This window comes from Pantoea eucrina (genome assembly GCF_020079945.1).
Taxonomy (GTDB): domain Bacteria; phylum Pseudomonadota; class Gammaproteobacteria; order Enterobacterales; family Enterobacteriaceae; genus Pantoea; species Pantoea eucrina.
Window position 1 is genome coordinate 888,195 of record NZ_CP083448.1, and the last position, 21,909, is coordinate 910,103.

Annotated in this window: 15 protein-coding genes and 1 tRNA gene; 9 read left to right on the top strand and 7 right to left on the bottom strand. The window is 60.0% G+C overall.

Translation table 11 applies throughout. The features are described from left to right. Positions 1–19 precede the first annotated feature (19 nt). A complete protein-coding gene (gene tesA, locus LAC65_RS04105; RefSeq protein WP_139803627.1) occupies positions 20–652 on the bottom strand; it encodes a multifunctional acyl-CoA thioesterase I/protease I/lysophospholipase L1 in 633 nt (210 codons plus the stop codon). Here tesA and ybbA point away from each other — a divergent pair. Further along, positions 620–1,306 (top strand): putative ABC transporter ATP-binding protein YbbA, encoded by a 687-nt coding sequence (gene ybbA / locus LAC65_RS04110; RefSeq protein WP_039383054.1) that lies wholly within the window; start codon positions 620–622, stop codon positions 1,304–1,306. The two genes, tesA and ybbA, sit on opposite strands and share 33 nt — an antisense overlap. Next, entirely contained in the window at positions 1,303–3,720 is a 2,418-nt protein-coding gene (ybbP, locus tag LAC65_RS04115) for a putative ABC transporter permease subunit YbbP (RefSeq protein WP_039383056.1), read from the top strand. Before ybbA ends, ybbP begins: the two co-directional genes overlap by 4 nt. Before the next feature lie 36 nt (positions 3,721–3,756). On the opposite strand, the gene purK is transcribed toward ybbP, so the two are convergent. From purK to ppiB, 4 genes are all read right to left on the bottom strand, one after another. After that, on the bottom strand, positions 3,757–4,821 hold the full coding sequence (purK, locus tag LAC65_RS04120) for a 5-(carboxyamino)imidazole ribonucleotide synthase (protein WP_039383059.1): 1,065 nt from the start codon (positions 4,819–4,821) through the stop codon (positions 3,757–3,759). Next, positions 4,818–5,327 carry a 5-(carboxyamino)imidazole ribonucleotide mutase gene (purE, locus tag LAC65_RS04125; RefSeq protein ID WP_039383061.1) on the bottom strand — a complete coding sequence of 170 codons (510 nt, stop codon included), beginning with the start codon at positions 5,325–5,327 and terminating at the stop codon, positions 4,818–4,820. Before purE ends, purK begins: the two co-directional genes overlap by 4 nt. A gap of 131 nt (positions 5,328–5,458) precedes the next feature. Further along, a complete protein-coding gene (locus LAC65_RS04130) occupies positions 5,459–6,175 on the bottom strand; it encodes a UDP-2,3-diacylglucosamine diphosphatase (RefSeq protein WP_039383063.1) in 717 nt (238 codons plus the stop codon). Further along, the gene (ppiB, locus tag LAC65_RS04135) at positions 6,175–6,669 is read right to left on the bottom strand and encodes a peptidylprolyl isomerase B (RefSeq protein ID WP_039383066.1); all 495 of its coding nucleotides are present in this window, start codon (positions 6,667–6,669) and stop codon (positions 6,175–6,177) included. The genes LAC65_RS04130 and ppiB overlap by 1 nt, the downstream gene beginning before the upstream one ends. Before the next feature lie 215 nt (positions 6,670–6,884). Here ppiB and cysS point away from each other — a divergent pair, with 215 nt between their 5' ends. Beyond that, complete coding sequence (gene cysS, locus LAC65_RS04140) at positions 6,885–8,270, top strand: cysteine--tRNA ligase (RefSeq protein ID WP_039383068.1); 1,386 nt, start codon at positions 6,885–6,887, stop codon at positions 8,268–8,270. A 33-nt stretch (positions 8,271–8,303) separates the two neighbouring features. Here cysS and ybcJ read toward each other — a convergent pair whose 3' ends face one another. Both ybcJ and folD read right to left on the bottom strand, forming a co-directional pair. Beyond that, positions 8,304–8,516 (bottom strand): ribosome-associated protein YbcJ, encoded by a 213-nt coding sequence (gene ybcJ / locus LAC65_RS04145; RefSeq protein ID WP_039383070.1) that lies wholly within the window; start codon positions 8,514–8,516, stop codon positions 8,304–8,306. Continuing rightward, on the bottom strand, positions 8,516–9,382 hold the full coding sequence (gene folD / locus LAC65_RS04150) for a bifunctional methylenetetrahydrofolate dehydrogenase/methenyltetrahydrofolate cyclohydrolase FolD (RefSeq protein ID WP_039383072.1): 867 nt from the start codon (positions 9,380–9,382) through the stop codon (positions 8,516–8,518). Before folD ends, ybcJ begins: the two co-directional genes overlap by 1 nt. A 175-nt stretch (positions 9,383–9,557) precedes the next feature. On the opposite strand from folD, the gene LAC65_RS04155 reads away from it, so the two are divergent. From LAC65_RS04155 to LAC65_RS04185, 6 genes are all read left to right on the top strand, one after another. Continuing rightward, positions 9,558–10,061, top strand: a complete 504-nt coding sequence (locus LAC65_RS04155) for a DUF1198 family protein (RefSeq protein ID WP_039383074.1) — start codon at positions 9,558–9,560, stop codon at positions 10,059–10,061. 95 nt (positions 10,062–10,156) lie between these two features. Beyond that, positions 10,157–10,233, top strand: a tRNA-Arg gene (locus LAC65_RS04160). Between the two features lie 552 nt (positions 10,234–10,785). After that, positions 10,786–12,477 (top strand): ShlB/FhaC/HecB family hemolysin secretion/activation protein, encoded by a 1,692-nt coding sequence (locus tag LAC65_RS04170; RefSeq protein ID WP_082032648.1) that lies wholly within the window; start codon positions 10,786–10,788, stop codon positions 12,475–12,477. 2 nt (positions 12,478–12,479) lie between these two features. Then, the gene (locus LAC65_RS04175) at positions 12,480–13,007 is read left to right on the top strand and encodes a toxin-activating lysine-acyltransferase (RefSeq protein WP_203025514.1); all 528 of its coding nucleotides are present in this window, start codon (positions 12,480–12,482) and stop codon (positions 13,005–13,007) included. A 12-nt stretch (positions 13,008–13,019) separates the two neighbouring features. After that, entirely contained in the window at positions 13,020–21,581 is an 8,562-nt protein-coding gene (locus LAC65_RS04180; protein WP_224144836.1) for a two-partner secretion domain-containing protein, read from the top strand. Continuing rightward, positions 21,578–21,892 carry a hypothetical protein gene (locus LAC65_RS04185; RefSeq protein ID WP_039383083.1) on the top strand — a complete coding sequence of 105 codons (315 nt, stop codon included), beginning with the start codon at positions 21,578–21,580 and terminating at the stop codon, positions 21,890–21,892. Before LAC65_RS04180 ends, LAC65_RS04185 begins: the two co-directional genes overlap by 4 nt. Positions 21,893–21,909: the final 17 nt, after the last annotated feature.

The window sequence follows — 21,909 nt, forward strand, 5'->3', positions numbered from 1 at the left end:
ACCTGTGAAATAGCACGACTCAGCGCGAGTCATGCTTAACTAGCGGAGCCAGCGCGTCAGCCATAATGCCGGCAATAAACGGCTGCGCATCCGGATTGGGGTGAATACCATCCTGCTGCATCCACTCCGGCTTCAGATAGACCTGCTCCATAAAAAAGGGCACCAGCGGCAGGCTGTACTCTTCCGCCAGGCGCGGATAGATGGCGCTGAACGCTTCCGTGTATCGTCGTCCATAATTAGCAGGCAGCCGGATCTGCATCAGCAGCGGCTGCGCGTCAGCGGCTTTCACCGCAAGGATAATCGCACGCAGATCCTGCGCGATAGCCTGCGGCGGAAAACCGCGTAAACCATCATTACCGCCCAGTTCGATTAACACCCAGCGCGGCTGATGCTGTTTTAATAGTGCAGGCAGCCGTGCCAGACCCTGTCCGGCGGTATCACCGCTGATGCTGGCGTTGACGACGTTGGGCTGCTGCTGCCAGCGCGTGCTGAGCAGGGCAGGCCAGGCGGCGCTGGCAGACATCCGGTAGCCGGCGCTCAGGCTGTCACCTAATACCATCAGCGTATCGGCTGCAGCGATGCGCGATACCAGCAGCAGCACCACACACAGGAAAGGATAATGCCAGCGGAAAACATTGTTGCGGTTCATCATCTTACTAAGTCCGTCGGTCAGGGTGAGCATCAGCTCTCAATCCTTACCGGAGTTGAGCTGGTTGTCAAACCAGCCGAAACGCTCGCGCTGATTGGCGAATCGGGATCGGGGAAGTCGACGCTGCTGGGGATCCTCGCCGGGCTGGATGATGGCAGCAGCGGCGAGGTTCATCTGCTGGGTCAGCCGCTGCACCGCATGAACGAAGAGCAGCGCGCGGCGCTGCGCGCACGCGAAGTCGGTTTTGTGTTTCAGTCATTTATGCTGGTGCCCACGCTAAATGCGCTGGAGAACGTGCAGCTGCCGGCGCTGCTGCGCGGCGAGAGCGATCGCGACAGCCGGGCACAGGCCAGCGAGCTGCTGGCGCAGCTTGGCCTGAAAGCGCGCCTGCATCATCTTCCTGCACAGCTTTCAGGAGGCGAACAGCAGCGGGTGGCACTGGCGCGCGCATTTAGCGGGCGTCCCGGCCTGCTGTTTGCGGATGAGCCCACCGGTAATCTCGATCGTCAGACCGGGGAGCGCATTGCCGATCTGCTGTTCTCGCTCAACCGTGATTACGCCACAACGCTGATCCTGGTGACCCATGATGAGCAGCTGGCCGCGCGCTGCGATCGGCGGCTGCGGCTGCGTGACGGCAAGCTGTGGGAGGAGGCATGATCTGGCGCTGGTTCTGGCGCGAATGGCGCTCGCCTTCGCTGCTGATTGTCTGGCTGGCGCTGACGCTGGCGGTGGCCTGCGTGCTGGCTTTGGGTTCCATCAGCGATCGCATGGAGAAAGGACTCAGCCAGCAGAGCCGCGACTTTATGGCGGGCGATCGTACGCTGCGCAGCAGCCGGCCGGTGCCGGAAGCCTGGCTGACGCAGGCGCGTGAGGAGGGATTAGCGATCAGCCGTCAACTCAGCTTCACCACTATGACCTTTGCGCGGGAGACGCCGCAGCTGGCAGATGTTAAAGCGGTGGATGACGCCTATCCGATGTTTGGTACATTGCAGACCGAGCCACCGGGCCTGCGTCCGGCGGCAGGCAGCGTGCTGGTCGCCGCGCGTCTGCTGGCGCTGCTGGATCTGCGCGTCGGCGATCCGATAGAGGTCGGCGACGCCACGCTGCGCATTGCCGGTACGGTGATCCAGGAGCCGGACAGCGGATTCAATCCCTTCCAGACGGCGCCTCGTCTGTTAATGAACCTGGCGGACGTTGAAAAAACCGGCGCCGTTCAGCCCGGCAGCCGCCTGAGCTGGCGCTATAAGTTTTCCGGCGACGCCGCACCGCTGGCGCGCTACGATCGCTGGATCGAGCCGCGCCTTAAAGGGGGCGAACGCTGGATAAGCACCGAAAACTCAGAGGATGCGCTGGGCCGTTCCATGCAGCGCGCGCAGCAGTTTCTGCTGCTGTCGGCATTACTGACGCTGCTGCTGGCCATCGCGGCCGTGGCGGTAGCGATGAGCCACTACTGCCGCAGCCGTTACGATCTGGTGGCGGTGCTGAAAACGCTGGGGGCCACGCGACGTGCGCTGCAGCGGCTGATTATCGGCCAGTGGCTGGCGGTGCTGCTGTTAGCGGGCGTGACCGGCAGCGCGCTGGGGCAGGGGATCGAACTGCTGCTGCTTACCCTGCTGAAGCCGGTGCTGCCCGCATCGCTGCCTGCCGCCAGCCTCTGGCCATGGCTCTGGGCGCTGGGCACCCTGTTTGTTATCTCCCTGCTGGTGGGGCTGCGTCCTTATCGTCTGCTGATGGCGACCCAGCCGCTGCGCGTACTGCGGCGCGATGCGGTGGCGCGCGTCTGGCCGCTGCGCGTCTATCTGCCGGCGATGGCGCTGGTGGTGGTGCTGCTGCTGGCGCTGCTGCTGGGGGGCAGCAAAATGCTCTGGGCGCTGCTCACCGGCGTCGTACTGCTGGCGCTGCTGCTCGCCGTGCTGGGCTGGGGTACGCTGCTGCTGCTGCGCCGGCTGGTCGTGCGTAACCTGGCGCTGCGGCTGGCCATTAACCGTCTGCTGCGACAGCCGGCAATGACGCTGAGCCAGCTGGCCGCGTTCTCGCTCTCTTTTATGCTGCTGGCGCTGCTGCTGGTTATGCGCGGCGATCTGCTCGATCGCTGGCAGCAGCAGCTGCCGCCGGATGCACCAAACTATTTTCTGCTGAATATTACGCAGGCGCAGGTGCCACAGGTGCGTGACTTTTTGCAGCAGCATCAGATCAAACCGGAAACCTTTTATCCCGTCGTGCGCGCGCGTCTGGTTGAGCTGAACGGCAAAGCGGCCGATCCGCGTCAGGATAATGCGCTGAACCGCGAGCTCAATCTGACCTGGCAGGCGCAGCGGCCGGATCACAACCCGCTGCTTGCCGGCAGCTGGCCCCCGCGGCCAGGGGAGGTTTCGATTGAAGCCGAACTGGCGCAGCGGCTGGGCGTTAAGCCAGGGGATGAGCTGACCTTTAGCGGCGATACGCAGACGTTCAGCGCGCGCATCAGCAGTCTGCGTAAGGTGGACTGGGAGAGCCTGCGGCCTAACTTCTTTTTTATCTTCCCGCCCGGCGCGCTGGAGCAGCAGCCGCAGACATGGCTGACCAGCTTCCGCATGGCGAATAATCCGGCGCTGCTGGCGCAGCTGAACCGGACGTTCCCGACGCTGAGCCTGCTCGATATTGGCAGCATCATGAAACAGATTGGCCAGGTGCTGGCGCAGGTGAGTCAGGCGCTGGAAATCATGGTGGTGCTGGTGACGCTGTGCGGTGTCCTGCTGCTGCTGGCGCAGATCCAGATCGGCATGCGCCAGCGTCGTCAGGAGCTGGTGGTGTATCGCACGCTGGGCGCGAGCAAACGTCTGCTGCGCGGCACGCTGTGGTGTGAGTTTGCTCTGCTCGGCGTGGTTTCCGGAATAGCGGCTGCGCTGGGTGCAGAGGCCGCGCTGTGGGCACTGCAGCGTAAAATTTTCGATTTTCCCTGGCAGCCCGACTGGACGCTGTGGTTTGCGCTACCGCTGTGCGGAGCGCTTCTGCTGTCGCTGTGCGGCGGCTGGCTGGGCGTGCGACTGCTGAAGGGCAAAGCGCTGTTCCGGCGCTTTGAAGCGGCGTAATCAGGATCCCTCTGTCTGAGGGATCCCGTCAGCAACTCAGAGCTTCGCCTGCGCCCAGGCGAGGCCCGAGGCGTATTCCGGCGGCAGCAGCGGCTGCAGCGCGTGCAGGGCAGTGGCAAGACGTGATGGCTCACTGTCAGTGAGATTCAGGTGTCCCACCTTGCGGCCAGGCCGGACCTCTTTGCCATACCAGTGCAGATGCACCAGCGGCTGCGCCAGCCAGGCGTGGTTTACGTCGCTGCCGATCAGATTCACCATCACCGAGGGTGCGAATACCGCCGGCTGCGGCAGCGGCAGGCCAAGAATGGCGCGCAGATGCAGCTCAAACTGGCTGATGGACGCGCCATTCTGCGTCCAGTGACCGCTGTTGTGCACGCGCGGTGCCAGCTCATTGATCAGCAGTCCCTGCGGCGTGATAAAGCACTCCATCGCCATGACGCCCACGTAATCCAGCGCCTGCATAATGGCGCGCAGCATGGTTTCCGCCTGCTGCTGCTGTGCACTATCCGCCTGCGGGAACGCCACGCTGGTGCGCAGAATGCCCTCTTCGTGCAGGTTGTGTGTCAGCGGGTAGAACACCATGCTGCCATCCTGACCGCGCGCGCCTACCAGCGAAACCTCACCGCTGAAATTGATGCCCTGTTCAACAATGCACTCGCCATAGCACTCAGCGGGTAACGTCTCTGTTTCATCCGCCCGCAGCCGCCACTGGCCGCGACCGTCATAACCGCCGGTGCGGCGTTTGACAATCGCCAGTTCGCCCAGCTTCTCAAACACTGCCGGCCACTCATCAGGTGCGGCCAGCAGCTGCCACGGTGCGGTAGCCAGACCAAGCTCATCCAGCAGCTGCTTCTGCGTCAAACGGTCGGCAAGGCGCGGGAAGATATCGCGGTTCACAAAGGCGGGGTGGCGGGCGAGCTCGCGCGTCAGGGCGGTTTCCGGCCAGCGTTCAATCTCGGCGGTGATCACGCTCTCTGCAATGGGCAGCGAGGCGGGCTCCGCATCCAGTCCCACCGGATAGACCGCAATGCCCAGCGGCTCAGCCGCCTGGCGCAGCATACGGCCCAGCTGACCGTTACCCAGTACGCATACCGGCTTCATGCCTCACCCCGCGGATCCGGATTCTCCAGCACCTCATCGGTCTGCGCCTGGCGCCACGCGGTGAGACGCGATGCCAGTGCCGCATCGTGGGTGGCCAGGATCTGCGCGGCCAGCAGCGCCGCGTTGGCTGCGCCCGCTTTGCCAATGGCCAGCGTACCCACCGGAATGCCGCGCGGCATCTGTACAATCGAGTAGAGGCTGTCAACACCGCTCAGCGCGGCGCTCTGCACCGGTACGCCCAGCACCGGCACCAGCGTTTTTGCTGCGATCATGCCGGGCAGATGCGCAGCACCGCCGGCGCCCGCAATAATCACCTGGTAGCCATGCGCAGCGGCACCTTCAGCAAAACTGAACAGCTTGTCCGGGGTGCGGTGGGCAGAAACCACCTCCACGTGAAAGGGAACGTCCAGGCTGTTGAGAATTTCCTCGGCGAACTGCATGGTAGCCCAGTCACTTCTGGAACCCATGACGATAGCGATACGGGCCGGGGCGGCAGTGGATGACATGCGGTCAACTCCTGTGAATAGACAAACGAACCTGGCCGGTGAGGCAGGTAAGAAGGGCACAGAGGATAGCATGAGATAGCAGCAAGGAAAACGGTTGCGCGGCCAGAAAACGGGCAATTGCACCCGCGAAATCAGAAGGGGAATGCGATCAGTTTTACGCCGCTGGCGTCCAGCTGAATCATCGAGCCTGCGTTGTGCCATGCCCCAAGAACGGCGCGCTGCGCGGGAAGACCATTCAGAGAGAGCGTGTGGATTTCCGGCCGGTGCGTATGGCCGTGGATCAGCAGCGGGGCCTGCTGGCGCTGCATGGCTGCCGCCACCGCCTGCGGATTCACATCCATAATGGCCAGCGATTTATGCTGGTTTGCCTGCTGGCTGCCGGCGCGCATTCTGACCGCAATGCGCAACCGCAGACGCAGTGGCAGCGCCAGAAACAGCCGCTGCAGCCAGCGCTGGTGTACCTTTGCGCGAAAGCGCTGATAGCCAGCATCGTCCGTGCAGAGCGTGTCGCCGTGCATAATCAGCACGCGCTGACCATACAGCTCCAGCACCTGCTCCTCGGGCAATAGCGTCATGCCGCTGGCGCGGGCAAAGCGTTTGCCCAGCAGAAAATCGCGATTGCCGTGAATAAAATACACCGGCACCGGCAGGGCGCGCAGGGCGGTGGCGATCTGCTGATGCAGCGGATTGGGATCGTCATCGCCAATCCAGGCTTCAAACAGATCGCCCAGGATGTAAAGCGCCTCGCACTGCTGCGCTTCACCCTGCAAAAAATGCAGAAAACCGGCAGTAATTGCCGGTTCTTCCTGACACAGATGGAGATCTGCGATAAACAGCGTGCGCGACATTACTCGCTGACGGTCACTTTCTGGATGACAACGTCTTCGGTTGGCACGTCCTGATGCATACCGCTGCGGCCGGTTTTCACCGCTTTGATTTTTTCGACAACATCCATCCCTTCAACCACTTCAGCAAACACGCAGTAACCCCAGCCCTGCAGGCTTTCGTCGCGGAAGTTCAGGAAGTCATTGTCAGCAACGTTGATGAAGAACTGTGCGGTTGCCGAGTGCGGAGCCTGAGTGCGCGCCATCGCCAGCGTGCCTTTGGTGTTTTTCAGGCCGTTGTTCGCTTCGTTGCGGATTTCAGCTTTGGTGGCTTTCTGCTTCATGCCCGGTTCAAAACCGCCGCCCTGAACCATAAAGCCATTGATGACACGGTGGAAAATAGTGTTGTCATAAAAACCTTCACGGCAGTAGTCCAGGAAGTTCTGTACGGTGGCCGGCGCTTTATCATCAAAGGTTTTGATTACGATATCGCCATGGTTCGTCTGGAAAGTGACCATTATATTCGTCCTGTGGAGGTTGTATTCAGTATCAGTTGCCGCGTTCGCGTGCGGACGGGCATTTTGTCGACGCCTCTTATAACATAATTTCCCGGAACGCGTCAGCAGGGCGACAGCATCTGGTATCTCAGCGATGCACAAGTCAGAAAAATACGGCACAATATCAGGCTACCAAAGAAGGCGTCTCCCGCACACGATAAAAACGGAATCGTTCAATGCTAAAGATCTATAACACCCTGAGTCGACAGAAAGAGGAATTTAAACCTATTCATGCTGGTGAAATCGGCATGTATGTGTGTGGTATTACGGTTTACGACCTCTGTCATATCGGCCACGGGCGTACGTTTGTGGCATTTGACGTAGTGGCGCGCTACCTGCGCTATAGTGGCTATCAGCTGAAGTATGTGCGTAATATCACTGATATCGATGACAAAATTATTCGCCGCGCTAACGAAAATGGCGAAACCATTGAGACGCTGACCAACCGCATGATTGCGGAGATGCACCAGGATTTTGCCGCACTGGGCATCCTGCCGCCGGGCCTGGAACCACGTGCCACGCGCCATATCGCGGAAATTATTGAGCTGGTGGAGCGGCTGATTGAACGCGGTCACGCCTACGTGGCGGAGAACGGCGATGTAATGTTTGATGTGCTGAGCGATACCGGTTATGGCGCGCTGTCGCGTCAGGATCTGGAGCAGCTGCAGGCGGGCGCCCGCGTGGAAGTGGCAGAGGTAAAACGTAACCCGATGGATTTTGTGCTGTGGAAGATGTCCAAAGCCGATGAGCCGTCATGGGAATCGCCGTGGGGCAACGGTCGTCCGGGCTGGCACATCGAGTGCTCCGCCATGAACTGCAAGCAGCTTGGCAGCCACTTTGATATTCACGGCGGCGGCTCTGACCTGATGTTTCCGCATCACGAAAATGAAGTGGCGCAGTCCACCTGCGCGCACGACGGTCCCTATGTCAATTACTGGATGCACTCCGGGATGGTGATGGTTGACCGTGAGAAGATGTCAAAATCCCTCGGTAACTTCTTCACCGTGCGCGATGTGCTGCAGCACTATGATGCCGAAACCGTACGCTATTTCCTGATGTCGGGGCACTATCGCAGCCAGCTTAACTACGGTGAAGATAACCTCAATCAGGCGCGTGCGGCGCTGGAGCGTCTGTATACCGCGTTACGGCATACCGATACCGGCGCAGAGCCTGCCGGTGGTGAGGCCTTTGAAGCGCGTTTCCGCGCGGCGATGGATGACGACTTCAACACGCCTGAAGCCTACTCGGTGCTGTTTGATATGGCGCGCGACGTGAACCGTCTGAAGAGTGAAGATAAAGCGGCGGCTGACGGGCTGGCGGCCAGATTGCGCGAGCTGGCGAACGTACTGGGGATCCTGCAGCAGGATCCGGAGCTGTTTCTGCAGAGCGGCGCGCAGACGAATAATGACGAAGTAGCAGAGATTGAGCAGCTGATCAAAATGCGCAACGACGCGCGTCAGGCGAAAGACTGGGCGCAGGCGGATGTGGCACGTGACCGGCTCAACGTACTCGGCATTGTGCTGGAAGATGGTCCGCAGGGCACCACCTGGCGACGTAAATAAGAAAAAAGGGCGAACCCGGGTTCGCCCTTTTTGCTATGCGACCACCGTTATGCGCTGGCCGGCAAACTCTACCGTCTGTCCGGCGACGATTTTACAGCGCTTGCGCGTTTCAATCGCCCCGTTCACGCGCACTTCACCTTCATCAATCACCGCTTTGGCCTGCGCGCCGCTCTCTACCCAGCCTTCCAGCTTCAGCAGATCGCACAGATCAACGTGCTGATGTTTACCCAGTGAGAAACTCGCCATTATGCTTCCTCCACGTCGTGATACGCTTCGCACGCCAGCAGCGTGTTTTCAATTAAAGTGGCTACCGTCATCGGCCCGACCCCGCCCGGGACTGGCGTAATGTAAGAGGCGCGCTCAGCGGCAGCGGCAAAATCAACGTCGCCCACCACTTTACCGCTCTCCAGCCGGTTGATGCCGACGTCAATCACCACCGCGCCTGGTTTGATCCAGTCACCCGGAATAAAACCGGGCTTGCCCACGGCCACGACCAGCAGATCGGCGTGCTCCACGTGATGGCGCAGATCGCGGGTGAAGCGGTGAGTAACCGTCGTGGTACAGCCTGCCAGCAGCAGCTCCATGCTCATCGGGCGGCCAACGATGTTAGACGCGCCGACCACTACGGCGTTCAGGCCATAGGTATCGATGTTATAACGCTCCAGCAGCGTGATAATACCGCGCGGCGTGCAGGGACGCAGTTTCGGCGCACGCTGGCAGAGGCGACCCACGTTATAGGGATGGAAACCATCCACATCTTTATCCGGCGTGATGCGCTCCAGCACCTTGACGTTGTCGATACCGGCCGGCAGCGGCAGCTGCACCAGAATGCCGTCAATCGCCGGGTCACTGTTCAGCTCATCAATCAGCGTCAGCAGCTCGCTTTCGCCGGTGGAGTCGGGCAGGTTATAAGCACGGGAGACAAAGCCCACCTCTTCGCAGGCGCGACGTTTATGCGTGACGTAGATCTGCGAAGCGGGATTTTCGCCCACCAGGATCACGGCCAGACCCGGCGCACGTTTGCCCGCCGCCAGGCGCTGCTGCACTTTTTCCGCAACTTCGCTACGCACCTGCTGCGCAATCGTTTTACCGTCAATAATTTTTGCTGCCATCAGAGAGGAAATCCATCTGTAGAGAGTTAAATCGGGGATGGTGCCTATTCTGGCAGAAGCGCGGGCAGCTGTCAGTCACAGTTTCAGCAGCCTGCGCGCTTTCAGGCTTTTTTCGTGGTGACGCGTGCCAGCCTGCATGGGTATGATATCTGCAGGACACTCTGGGAACGATGTAATGATCTGGATAATGCTTGCCACTCTGGCAGTGGTGTTTGTGGCTGGATTTCAGCTGATCACCGCCGCCTCACGTCACGCTGCCCAGCGGCTCAGCAAGCGGCTGCAGCTGCCGCCGGTACAGGTGGAGTCAATGCTCTCGATGATGGGGAAAGAGGCGGCGAAAGAGTTTACCGACTACCTCAGCCGCGATAACGAAACGCATCTGCACAATGGCGCAGCGGTACTGCTGATCTGGCAGGTACTGATTGTTGACGGCAGCGAGGAGAACAGCCAGCGCTGGCATGCGATCCTCAGCCGCGCCGGTTTCCCGGCACTCATCAGCCGCCAGCAGCTGCTGCTCGCGCTGGGCTTTCTGCGCCAGCTGGAGCCGGACAGCCAGGAGCTGCACGCGCGGCGTGAGCAATATAATGCGCGCTTTACGCCACAAGGGATTGAGCTGGAAGGGGAATCCACCGGCACCAGTAATCTCGTGTCGCTCAGCGAATGGCGCAAACGCCATTGATGCAAATTGGTTATTCCCGCAGCACTCCGCTGCACAGAAACGGCAAAAACGTTGACGTACCCGCTTCCCGACGTATAATCCGACCCAACTCCTCAGCGCCCTTAGCTCAGCTGGATAGAGCACCGGCCTTCTAAGCCGTAGGTCACAGGTTCGAATCCTGTAGGGCGCGCCAAGTCAAATCAAGCAGTTACGCCAGCTTCAAACTAACCTGATTTCTCCTTGTGTCATATTTGTGTCGCTGACTCCTAAAAGTAAGTCAATTTTGCGCATGTGCCCGGTAAGGTAATCAGGCGCCAGGTGAGCATTTCGCTGCACCCTTTCTATGCGCTCCCGTCTGCATGCATCACTCCTGAGCTTAAAAACCAGCCACGCCGCCCGGCCATTCTCATATCCGATATCAGCTGCCTTTTTGCAACAGGCAAACCGGGCCTGATAGCCGCTATCCGGCATTTTCCGCCCCTATCCTGAGTCAGCAGACGGATGCGCTTTTGCCAGCAGTCCGGCCTTTCAGTAAATAATGGCCCTTTTTTTCGCCTCTCTCTTCTCTCGCTGCTGCATAACATACATCCCGGAAAAATTAGCAGAATGATTAATCAGTCTGAATTATCTGGCTTAAAAAAAACCATGCTGACGTTGTTATCAGGTCATTTTCGTGAATAATATGCGGCAATTTTTATATTAATTAATAAGATTTGCGTTTAGTTTACGTGACAAGGATTGTCTGATGGTTTCATCTGATACATCAATTACGCTCTGTTTCTCTTTTCTGGTTGCTGCTTTTATAACCAGCGAGGCCACTGCGGAGCCCTTGCCTGATGCAGGTGAACAGGTCCGGCAGCAGCAACAGCGCCAGCGGGCGCTGGAGCAGCAGATAGAGCCGAAAGCGCCTGATGTGCGACTTTCACCGCCCGCTTCTGGTTTTGGCCGCCTCTCTTTTCCTGCAGAAAAACCCTGCTTTCCTCTCACGCGTATCGTGCTTGAAGGGCAGCAGGCGCTGCCGCACTGGCTGCCGCTTAACGCTATTGCCAGCCAGGCGCAGGGAAAGTGCCTGGGCGGGCGCGGCATTAATCTGCTGATGAGTACGCTGCAAAACCGGCTGGTTGATCATGGCTATGTTACTACGCGGGTGCTGGCACCTTCGCAGGACCTTAACAGCGGCACGCTACGGCTGGTGATCCTGCCCGGTTACGTGCGGGAGGCCAGACTGACGCCGGGTAGCGATCGTTATCTGTGGCTCTACAGCGCATTTCCTGCCCGCGACGGTAATCTGCTGGATTTGCGTGATATCGAACAGGGGCTGGAAAACCTGCAACGGCTGCCGACCGTGGTAGCCGATATGTCGGTCGTGCCCGGTGAACAGCCGGGCGAGAGCGATATAGAGGTACGCTGGCAGCAGAAAAAGATGTGGCGCCTCGGTCTCTCGCTGGATGATTCCGGTACGCGCAGCACCGGACGCTATCTGGGTGGCGTCACGCTGTCGCTCGATAACCCTTTTGCGCTGAGCGATCTTTTTTATCTGTCGGCCACGCACGATCTGCAGGGCAAAGGCGGTAAAGGCAGCAAAAACGTCATCGGCCACTACTCGGTGCCGTTTGGATACTGGATGTTCTCCGCAACGGCCAGCGACTATGACTATCACCAGACGGTCGCCGGAACCCATCAGGACTACCGCTATAGCGGAAAAAGTCAGAGCCTCGATTTACAGCTTAGCCGGGTACTGCATCGCAGCGGCTCGCAAAAAACCTCGCTGACCTATGACGTCCTGACGCGCGAAACCCGCAACTATATCAACGACACCGAAGTTCAGGTGCAGCATCGCCAGACGGCGGCGTGGCGTATCGGTCTGCAACACCGCCACTATATCCGCCAGGCGACGCTGGATGCGGGCATCAGCTATCAGCGCGGCACGTGCTGGTTCGGTGCCCAGCCCGCACCCGAGGAGTATTTCAGCGAGGCGACGGCGCTGAGCAAAATCGTTCAGCTCAATGCGCAGTTCAGCCTGCCGTTCAGCATCGGCAGCCAGCATTTTCGCTACGGTGCGCAATACCTGCGTCAGATGAGTAATACGCCGCTCACGCCGCAGGAGCAGTTTTCGATAGGTAACCGCTGGACTGTGCGCGGTTTCGACGGCGAACGCACGCTGAACGCGAGCCGCGGCTGGTTCGTCCGCAATGACATCGCCTGGAGTACGCCGCTGCCTGCACAGGAGTTCTACCTGGGCGCGGACTATGGCGAGGTGGGCGGCGCGGGCAGTGAGCTGCTGACCGGCCAGCATCTGGCGGGCGGGGTGGCGGGGCTGCGCGGTCAGGCCTGGAATACCGGTTATGACCTGTTTATCGGGACGCCGCTGTCGAAGCCTGACGGTTTACGCACCAGCAGCGTCACGCTCGGCTTCAACCTCAACTGGAGCTACTGAGAATGCGCGCAGGCAAGTATGAGGTTAAATCACCTCTGATTCTGGGCGGTGAAGAGAGTGAAGCGGAAATACTGGGATCGGCGGTGTGGCTCTGGATGCACTCGCCGCTGCATCGTGATGCGCCGCTGCACGCCCTGCCGACGCTGCTGCTGCCGATCATCAAACAGCGACAATATGTGCTGGTGGCTGAAGCCGGTACGCCGGTTTTTTTCTTCAGCTGGGCCTGGCTGAACGAAGAAGCCGAAGCGCTTTATCTTACACGGCCCGCTATCCATTTTCCGCCTGACGCGTGGAACAGTGGCACACGCATGTGGTGCTGCGACTGGATCGCGCCATTTGGCCATACCGTAGCGATGAGTCGCCTGATCCGGCGCGATCTCTTTCCTCATGCCTGCTGGCGGGCATTAGATCACCGCGGTGAGCAGCGCGGCAGGCGCGTATTCAACTTTCATGGCAGCCGCGTGACCCATAAAGCGGCAAAAACGTTGCGCCAGCAGCATCCGCTCGCCGCCGCGTTACCGCAAATCTGATAAGGATATTAGATGAACAAAAATCGCTACCGCGTGATTTTTAACACAGTCCGCGGCATGCTGATGGTGGTGCCGGATATTGCTAAATCAGGCCGGGCCGGCAGCGCACGCGCGTCAGGTCTCAGCCACACGCTTAGCAGCCTCACTGGCCGAGTCGGCGCATTATGTTTTAGTCTCTGGCTGGCGATGGGCGTGATACAGCCTGCCAGCGCCGCCATTGTGGCAGATGCACAGGCGCCTGGCGGCCAGCGGCCCACGATAATAAACAGCGCCAGCGGTACGCCGCAGATCAATATCCAGACGCCCTCCGCAGGCGGTGTTTCCCGCAATACGTATAGTCAGTTTGATGTCGGAAAGCGGGGAGCGATCCTCAACAACTCCCACAAAAACGTTCAGACCGAACTCGGCGGTATGGTAAGCGGCAATCCCTGGCTGGCCCGGGGCGAAGCCAAAGTGATCCTGAATGAGGTTAACTCACGCAATCCCAGCCGCCTCAACGGCTTTGTTGAAGTCGCGGGTCAGAAAGCCCAGGTCGTTATCGCCAACCCGTCCGGGATCACCTGCAACGGCTGCGGATTTATCAATGCCAGTCGCGGCACCCTGACCACCGGACAGGCGCAGCTCAACAATGGCAACCTGACGGGCTTTAACGTTGAACGCGGTGAAGTGGTGGTCGAAGGGGCGGGGATGGACAGCTCACGCCAGGACTATACCGACATTATTGCCCGATCGGTGAAGGTCAATGCCAGCGTCTGGGCCAGGGATCTTCGCGTCACCACCGGACGAAACAAGGTGGATGCCGCACACCAGCAGGTCACGAAGCAGAGCGACGAGCCCGCTACAGAACCCCGGATGGCGCTTGATGTCTCCAGCCTGGGCGGCATGTATGCCGGAAAAATCCGTCTGGTCGGCACGGAGAGGGGCGTCGGCGTTCGCAATGCGGGCAATATTGGCGCGCAGGCGGGTTCGGTGGTTATCACCGCTGATGGCCGCATTGAGAACAGCGGCGCTATTCAGAGCCGTAGCGATCTGCAGCTCGCCGCGCGGCAAGGGGTCAGCAACAGCGGTACGATCTTTTCTGGCGGAAAAGCGTCGGTAACCAGTGCGGCAGATGTGCAGAACCGCGGCTCTGTTGTGGCACGCAATGACGTTACGCTGCAGGCTGGCAGCCTCAACAGCACGGCTTCAGGCGTTCTCGCGGCAGGTGTGCAGGATGACGGCAGGCCTGGTGAATCGGGCAATCTGACCCTGACGACAACGGGCCAGCTTCGCGCGCAGGGGAAAAACCTGGCCGGCGGCAGCCTGAGCGCACGCGGGCAGACTATTGACCTCAGCGGCAGCCGTACCGAGGGGAAAAACCTGACGCTCGACGCCCGCGAGGGCGATATCGCGACGCGCAGCGGCACCCTGACCGCGCAGCAGCAGCTCACCGCGCGCACCGGAAAAATGCTGAACAACGATGGCGCCACGCTGACAGCCAGCAAGCTCAACCTGCAGGCGCGCGATCTCTCCAGCCAGCAGGGTCAGATCCTGCAAACCGGGCGTGACGATCTCACGCTTAGTTTCGCGGGCAGCCTGAATAATCAGGGCGGCCGTATCGCGACTAACAGTGACAACCTGACGCTCAATGCGGCTGCGATCGATAACCAGTCGGGTGACATCACCCATACAGGCCGCGGCACACTGTCGATCACCACCGGTAATCTGCGCGGCAGTAAGGGATCGCTGCGCTCAAATGGTCAGCTCACCCTGTGCGGTGGCGATGTCGATCTTGATAGCGGCACCACCTCGGCCCGGCAGATCGATATCAACGCGGACAGCCTGGCGAACCGGCAGGGCTTTATCGCGAGTGAAGGCGATCTCAGTCTGCGAGGCGCACAGCTGGCTAATCAGCAGGGCGTTGTGAGGGCGGGTAAGACGCTGCGCGTCACGGCGGATGCGCTGCAGAACGGTCAGGGCAGGATAGTCAGTAGCGACACCGGGCATGTAGATGCCCGCTTACTGGATAACCGTAACGGCCAGCTGGCGGCGCAGCAGGCGCTGACGCTGCGCGGCGATACGCTCGATAATCGTGACGGCGGCCTTATCCAGAGCGGTGCGCAGCTTGATATCGGCGCAGAGACGCTGCTTAATCAGAACAGCGGCGAAAAAGGCGGCGTGATCAGCCAGGGCGACATGCTTATCCGCGCCGGACAGATAAACAATACGCAGGGTCTGACGCTGAGCGGAAAAGCGTTGCAACTGGCGGCTGGCAGCCTGAATAATGCCGCTGGCACGCTGGTGGCACAGGAGCAGCTCAGCCTCGACACGCACTCTGCGTTCAACAACCGGGCAGGTCTGCTGCAGGGCGGTAGCGTGCTTATCGACAGCCACGGCCAGGCGATCGATAACCAGAGCGGCACCCTCTACAGCCCTAGCGATCTTCATCTGCACAGCGGCGCGATCGACAATCAGGCCGGAACCGTGGGCGCGAAAGGCGATCTTACGCTGCAGAGTGGCGAAGTGGATAACCGCAGCGGCGGGCGCATCGTCAGCGAGCTGGCGGCTTCGCTGGAAATGGCGCGTCTGGATAACCGTGGCGGAGAGATCCAGAGCATTGGCGATCTGCTGGTGAGTGCGCAGAGCATAATAGACAATGCGGGCGGCCTGATTCGCAGCGGCGCGAACGCCGTGCTGAACGCATTGCAGCTGAACAATCAGGATACTCAGGGTGATCAGCAGGGGATTGAAGCGGCCAGCCTGCGGATTAACAGCGACGATGTGTTCAATCAGCGCGGCATGTTACTGGCCGATCGGCAACTGACCATCAGCAGCCGTGGCTCGGTCGATAACCGGCAGGGTGCGATTTCGGCCGGAGAAGATCTGCTGCTGCAGAGCAATGACCTGACGCCGGAGAGTCGCCTGCGCAGCTTCAGAGTGGCGCAGCCTCAGAGCAATAGTCTGACGCTGGAAAATCGGGAGGGCGTCCTTAAAGCGGGCCGATCGCTAACGATCCGTGCCGATCGCCTGGCGGGTGACGGACAGATCCTCTCCCTGGGTGACATCACGCTGGTCAGCCAGCAGAGCCTGAACAACCGTGGCGAGATGATTGCCAACGGCAATTTCAACTTCACAACCGCAGGCGATGTTGACAACAGCGGTAAACTGCTGGCGGGCGGCAAGCTCGATCTGCGCGCCCCCCACCTGCTGAACGCTGCCACCGGCGAAATCAATGCCGGACAGAACTGGCTGACGCTTAGCGGACAGCTGACCAACTATGGGCTGATCGACGGCAAACAGACGCTGCTGAAGGCGTCGGTGCTGACCAATATCGGCAGTGGCCGGATCTATGGCGACAGCGTTGGCGTACAGGCTAATATTTTCAACAACCTGGCGGAAAACGGCACTGCCGCCACGCTGGCGGGACGTGAGCGGGTGGATATCGGCGTGCAGACGCTGAACAATCGTGACCACGGCCTGATCTACAGTGCCGGCGATATGGCGCTGGGCGGTGAGCTGAATGCTGACGGCCTGGCAACCGGCAGAGCGGGCACCCTCAGTAATCACAGCTCCACCATCGAGTCAGCGGGCAACATGCAGATGGCTGCCGGTGAAATCAATAACGTCAACGATCGTTTCAGCACCGTGCTGGTAACCGTGTCTTCGGAGGCGATTACCGGGTATCAGCACTCGGGCGATACCGTCCGCTGGAAAGCCGGCGAGCCGGGCGTCTTTGTTGACCGCAACTCGGCCGACTCACTGCTTAATCTCAACACGCCAGGCAACACCGGCAGCAATAACGATAACTTCTACCAGTATGACTACACGCGTACGGTGCAGGAGACGCAGATCGCCGAAAGCGATCCGGCGAAGATTATCGCGGGCGGTGATTTGACGATAAACGCTGACCGGTTGCTGAATGATAAGAGTCAGATCATCGCGGGCAATACGCTGACGATAAACGCGCAAGACCTCAATAATGTCGAGGTGGCGGGCCAGCGAATCACGACTGACGTCGGTAAGGTGACTCACTACAAGCGCATCCGTCATAAAGGTGGCGACGAGCAGGGCGACAGCACATCGGATTACACGCCGCCGGACGTGATTGAGACCATTGCCCTGAAGCCAGGAGAGCTGGTCGATCACGGTGAACTGAACGGCAACCCCCTTTCGCTCGTCCCACAGAGCACAGAGGGAACCGACGCCACGACGGGGCGTGCGGGCGGCGTGAATGCCCATATCACAGGCAGCATGCCTGACATTGCCGCGCTGCTCAAACCCGGCCAGCATTTTGATGTGCCCGGCAGCCAGGGGGAGAACGCAAGCGTGATCCGCATCGTCGGGCCCGATACGCGCCTGCCGGACAACAGCCTGTTCAGAACCAATCCCTCTCCCGGCGGTAAATATCTGGTAGAGACCGATCCGCGCTTTACTCAGGAGAAGCAGTGGCTGAGCAGCGACTATATGCAGGACGCCCTGACGCAGAACAGCGATAACGTACTGAAGCGCCTGGGTGACGGCTATTACGAGCAGCGGCTGATCCGGGAACAGGTCATGAATCTGACAGGGCAGCGCTACCTGGGCGGCTTTACCAACGACGAAGATCAGTACAAGGCGCTGATGAACAACGCTATCGCCTTTAGTCAGCGCTATCACCTGACGCCAGGCGTGGCGCTGACGCCTGAGCAGATGGGACTGCTGACAAAAGATATTGTCTGGCTGGTTAATGCGCAGGTCAGACTGCCGAATGGCTCCAGCCAGACGGTGCTGGTACCGCAGGTGTATGCGCGCATTCAGCCAGGCGATGTCGATGGCAGCGGTGCGCTGATTGCGGGCCGCAACCTCAACCTGAACCTGGGCGGTGGCCTGTTTAACAGCGGTACGCTGGCCGGGCGCGAAGTGGTGAAGCTGAGCGCCGGTAATATCACCAACATGGCGGGGACGATCAAAGGCGCCAGTGTCGATTTTCTCGCCCGCGCAGATATCAATAACATCGGCGGCGTGATCGGGGCAACCGACTCGCTGCTCGCCCGCGCCGGACGGGATATCAATACCGTCAGCACAACCCGCAGCGTGAGCAGCCGGAACGGTGAAAACCAGTTCGACCGGACCACGGTGGATAGCGTGGCAGGCATGTACGTGCAGGGCGACGACGGCCGGCTGATACTGCAGGCCGGACGTGATATCACTCTCACGGCGGCGCAGGTGGTTAACAGCGGCGAAAATAGCCAGACGGTGATTAAGGCCGGACGCGATCTGACGCTCAATACTGTCAGTACGGCGAATCGGGACGCGCTTGTCTGGGATAGCGATAACAGCCTGAAGCAGGGCAATACGCAGGAGATCGGCAGCGAAGTCGTCAGCAAGGGCGACCTCTCGCTGCTGGCAGGCAACGATTTTCATGCCCGCGCGGCCACCCTGTCGGCAGATGTTGCGCTGGCGCTGACCGCCGGACATGACGTCACACTGACAAACGGCGAGAACACGCGGGATCTGGACGAGCGGCAAAAGACGACGGGCAGCAGCGGCTGGCTGTCGAAGAGCACGACAACCACACGCGACCAGATTTCGCGTCAGACGGCGCAGGGGAGTTCGCTGAATGGCGACACTATTTTCGTGGCGGCGGGCAACGATCTGCGCGTACAGGGCAGCCAGATAGCGAGTACCGGCGATCTCTCTCTGCAGGCGGGCCACGATCTCAGCGTTACCGGAGCGACTGAACGCAACAGTGAACAGCATCTGGCGCAGGAGAAAAAGAGCGGGTTTTCCGGCACCGGCGGTATCGGCTTCAGTTACGGCAAACAGAGCCTGAAAACCACCGACACCGCGCAGGAGACGACCAGCCAGGGCAGCACCGTGGGCAGCGTGAACGGCAGCGTGTCGCTGACGGCGGGCAACCGGCTGGATATCAACGGCTCCGATCTTATCGCGGGCAAAAACCTGACGCTGGACGGCCGCGAGGTGAGCATCACCGCAGCGGAAAACCAGAGCAGCCAGACGCACCGGGTGGAGCAGAAAACCTCGGGCCTGACGCTGGCGCTTTCCGGCACGGCAGGCAGCGCGCTGAACACGGCGGCGCAGACGGTGCAGGAGGCGAAGTCTGCCGACAGCGGACGGCTGGCGGCGCTGCAGGGTACTAAAGCGGCGCTCAGCGGCGTGCAGGCGGTGCAGGCCGGCCGGCTGGCAGAGGCGCAGGGCGACAGCCCGGAGAACAACAACGCCATCGGCGTCAGCCTCTCTTACGGTAGCCAGTCTTCCACTTCCACACAGCGCAGCGAGCAGCGCACCGCACAGGGCAGCAGCCTGACGGCGGGCGATAATCTGAGCGTGGTGGCGCGCGGCAGCGGCGTGAAAGGGCACGGTGGTGACCTGACGGTGCAGGGCAGCCAGCTGCAGGCGGGCAGAGACCTGCTGCTGTCGGCGAACCGGGACCTCAACCTGCTGTCGGCCGCGAACACCTCGTCGCTGGAGGGTAAAAACGAGAGCCACGGCGGCACGGCGGGCATCGGCATCGGCGCGGGTCAGGGCGGCTGGGGCATCAGCGTCTCCGCCAGCGCAAATAAGGCAAAAGGCAGCGAGCAGGGCAGCGGCGTCACCCACACGGAAACGCAGGTGAGCGCGGGCCGTGAGGTGACGCTGGTAAGCGGGCGCGACACCACGCTTCAGGGCGCGCAGGTGAGCGGCGAAAAAATCAGGGCGGACGTGGCGCGCAACCTGACGCTGACGAGCGAGCAGGACAGCGACCGCTACGACTCGAAGCAGCAGAGCGCCAGCGCCGGGGGCAGCTTCACCTTCGGGTCGATGACCGGCTCGGCGAACGTGAACCTGAGCCGGGATAAGATGCACAGCACCTGGCAGAGCGTGGAGGAGCAGACCGGCCTGTTCGCGGGGAAAGGCGGCTTTGACGTGACGGCTGGAGGGCACACGCAGCTGAACGGCGCGGTTATCGGCTCGACGGCGACGGCGGATAAAAACCGTCTGGAGACGGGCACGCTGGGCTGGCGCGACATCGAAAACCGGGCGGACTATAAGGTGGAGCATCAGAGCGCGGGCGTGAGCACCGGGGGCAGCATCGGCGGCCAGTTTGCGGGGAACATGGCGAACGGGCTGCTGACGGGGGCGAACCACAGCGGCAGCGGCAGCTCGCTGACGAATGCGGCGGTGAGCGGGGGCGCGCTGGTTATCCGCGACGGAGATAAGCAGTCGCAGGACGTGAGCGGGCTGAGCCGCGACGCCGCGCACGCGAACCAGACGCTGTCGCCGATATTCGATAAAGAGAGGGAGCAGAACCGGCTGCAGGCGGCGCAGCTGATAGGGGAAATCGGCAACCAGGCGGCGGACATCGCGCGCGCGGAGGGGCAGATAGCGGGCGAGAGGGCGAAGAGGGACCCGGCCGCGCTTCAGGCCGCGAAGGCAGCGCTGGCCGGCAAGGGCAACCTGACCCCCGCAGCCGGGGAGATAGCGGAGCAGGCTTATAAAACCGCCGCGGCGCCTTTCGGCACGGGCAGCGCCCTTCAGCAGGGTATACAGGCGGCGACGGCGGCGGTGCAGGGCCTGGCGGGGGGCAGCCTGGCGCAGGCGGTAACGGGCGCGGCGGCACCGTACCTGGCAGAGGTTATTCATAACCAGACGCTGAACGCAGACGGTTCGGTGAACGTGCAGGCGAACCTGATGGCGCACGCGGTGGTGGGTGCGGTGACCGCTTACGCGGCGGGAAACAGCGCGCTGTCGGGGGCGTCGGGGGCGGCGATGGGCGAGTACATCGGACAGCAGATGTATCCGGGCACTGACCGCAGCGACCTGACGGAGGCGCAGCGCCAGACCATCAGCGCGCTGGGGACGCTGGCGGCGGGTCTGGCGGGCGGGGTAGCGGGCGACAGCACGGCGGGCGCGGTGGCGGGCGCGCAGGCGGGGAGGAATGCGGTTGAGAATAATGCGCTGAGTGCCAGTGATTTTGGTAAAGGCATGGCGGATTATGGTCAGTCCGTTACTTCCTATGTGAAGTATGCGCAGGAAAATAAGCTGCCGCCTGAGCAGGTACAGGCCGGTCTGGCGCAGATGGTGAAAGGTGATCTGCCGGAAAGTGCAGATATCATTAAAGCGATACTGAGCAATAATCTTGGCTCAGATACGGTAATGGCAGTTCTGTCAGCGAAAGATGCCAAAGATTATGCGCTGGCGATACTGACATCACTTCCGGCAGAAAAAGTGCTGTCACTTGTCGGAAAAACTGCGAAGGTTATTGATAACAAGATCCTGGTCAGTGCTGCGGAGAAAATATCGACTGCCAAGCCAGGTAAACAGTTTACAGCACCAAGAGATCTGAATGAGCAGCTTTTGTGGAATCAAGTTAAGGAAAATCCGAAAAGTGGACAAGTATTGCCAGGAATGAATAATGATCCAAGATTCCTTTCATCGGCAGGGTTTCAGAAAATGCAAGTAACCCAAAAAAATTCTGAAGGAAAAAGTATCACTATTCATTATCAGTACAACTCAAATACTGGTAAAGCTTATGATGTAAAAATTGACACTCCTCAAAGAGTTAGCTCCAATCCGAGAGATGTGATTAATAATATAAAAGGGCAGGTTAAATGAAGATCAAAGAATTTGATGGGACTGTGGTGGATATATTTGCTATTTATTGGCTTGGGAAGGACACTTTATTTTTAGGGCTGCCTAAGAATTATGGAGGATTACTTGCTTATGATTCAAAAAATGTTGAGATAATCGATTCATCATTAAATGGTACGCTTGAATATTTTTCAAATAAAATAAATGGAATATATCATTGGTCTTTAATTAAAGAGAAATTACTAGATGATATATTAGAACGGGATGATGTTGCCTACAACCGCTTCCTTGAGATCCTCAAAACAGAAGGTCAAATAGATCCCGAGTTCAATTAGCTATTAAAAATTCCAAT

What these genes read in the sequence shown, in the direction of transcription:
- ybbA (WP_039383054.1), top strand. Translation starts at nt 620, where the DNA reads ATGCCAGCGGAAAACATTGTTGCGGTTCATCATCTTACTAAGTCCGTC.
- tesA (WP_139803627.1), bottom strand. Translation starts at nt 652, where the DNA reads ATGATGAACCGCAACAATGTTTTCCGCTGGCATTATCCTTTCCTGTGT.
- ybbP (WP_039383056.1), top strand. Translation starts at nt 1,303, where the DNA reads ATGATCTGGCGCTGGTTCTGGCGCGAATGGCGCTCGCCTTCGCTGCTG.
- purK (WP_039383059.1), bottom strand. Translation starts at nt 4,821, where the DNA reads ATGAAGCCGGTATGCGTACTGGGTAACGGTCAGCTGGGCCGTATGCTG.
- purE (WP_039383061.1), bottom strand. Translation starts at nt 5,327, where the DNA reads ATGTCATCCACTGCCGCCCCGGCCCGTATCGCTATCGTCATGGGTTCC.
- LAC65_RS04130 (WP_039383063.1), bottom strand. Translation starts at nt 6,175, where the DNA reads ATGTCGCGCACGCTGTTTATCGCAGATCTCCATCTGTGTCAGGAAGAA.
- ppiB (WP_039383066.1), bottom strand. Translation starts at nt 6,669, where the DNA reads ATGGTCACTTTCCAGACGAACCATGGCGATATCGTAATCAAAACCTTT.
- cysS (WP_039383068.1), top strand. Translation starts at nt 6,885, where the DNA reads ATGCTAAAGATCTATAACACCCTGAGTCGACAGAAAGAGGAATTTAAA.
- ybcJ (WP_039383070.1), bottom strand. Translation starts at nt 8,516, where the DNA reads ATGGCGAGTTTCTCACTGGGTAAACATCAGCACGTTGATCTGTGCGAT.
- folD (WP_039383072.1), bottom strand. Translation starts at nt 9,382, where the DNA reads ATGGCAGCAAAAATTATTGACGGTAAAACGATTGCGCAGCAGGTGCGT.
- LAC65_RS04155 (WP_039383074.1), top strand. Translation starts at nt 9,558, where the DNA reads ATGATCTGGATAATGCTTGCCACTCTGGCAGTGGTGTTTGTGGCTGGA.
- LAC65_RS04170 (WP_082032648.1), top strand. Translation starts at nt 10,786, where the DNA reads ATGGTTTCATCTGATACATCAATTACGCTCTGTTTCTCTTTTCTGGTT.
- LAC65_RS04175 (WP_203025514.1), top strand. Translation starts at nt 12,480, where the DNA reads ATGCGCGCAGGCAAGTATGAGGTTAAATCACCTCTGATTCTGGGCGGT.
- LAC65_RS04180 (WP_224144836.1), top strand. Translation starts at nt 13,020, where the DNA reads ATGAACAAAAATCGCTACCGCGTGATTTTTAACACAGTCCGCGGCATG.
- LAC65_RS04185 (WP_039383083.1), top strand. Translation starts at nt 21,578, where the DNA reads ATGAAGATCAAAGAATTTGATGGGACTGTGGTGGATATATTTGCTATT.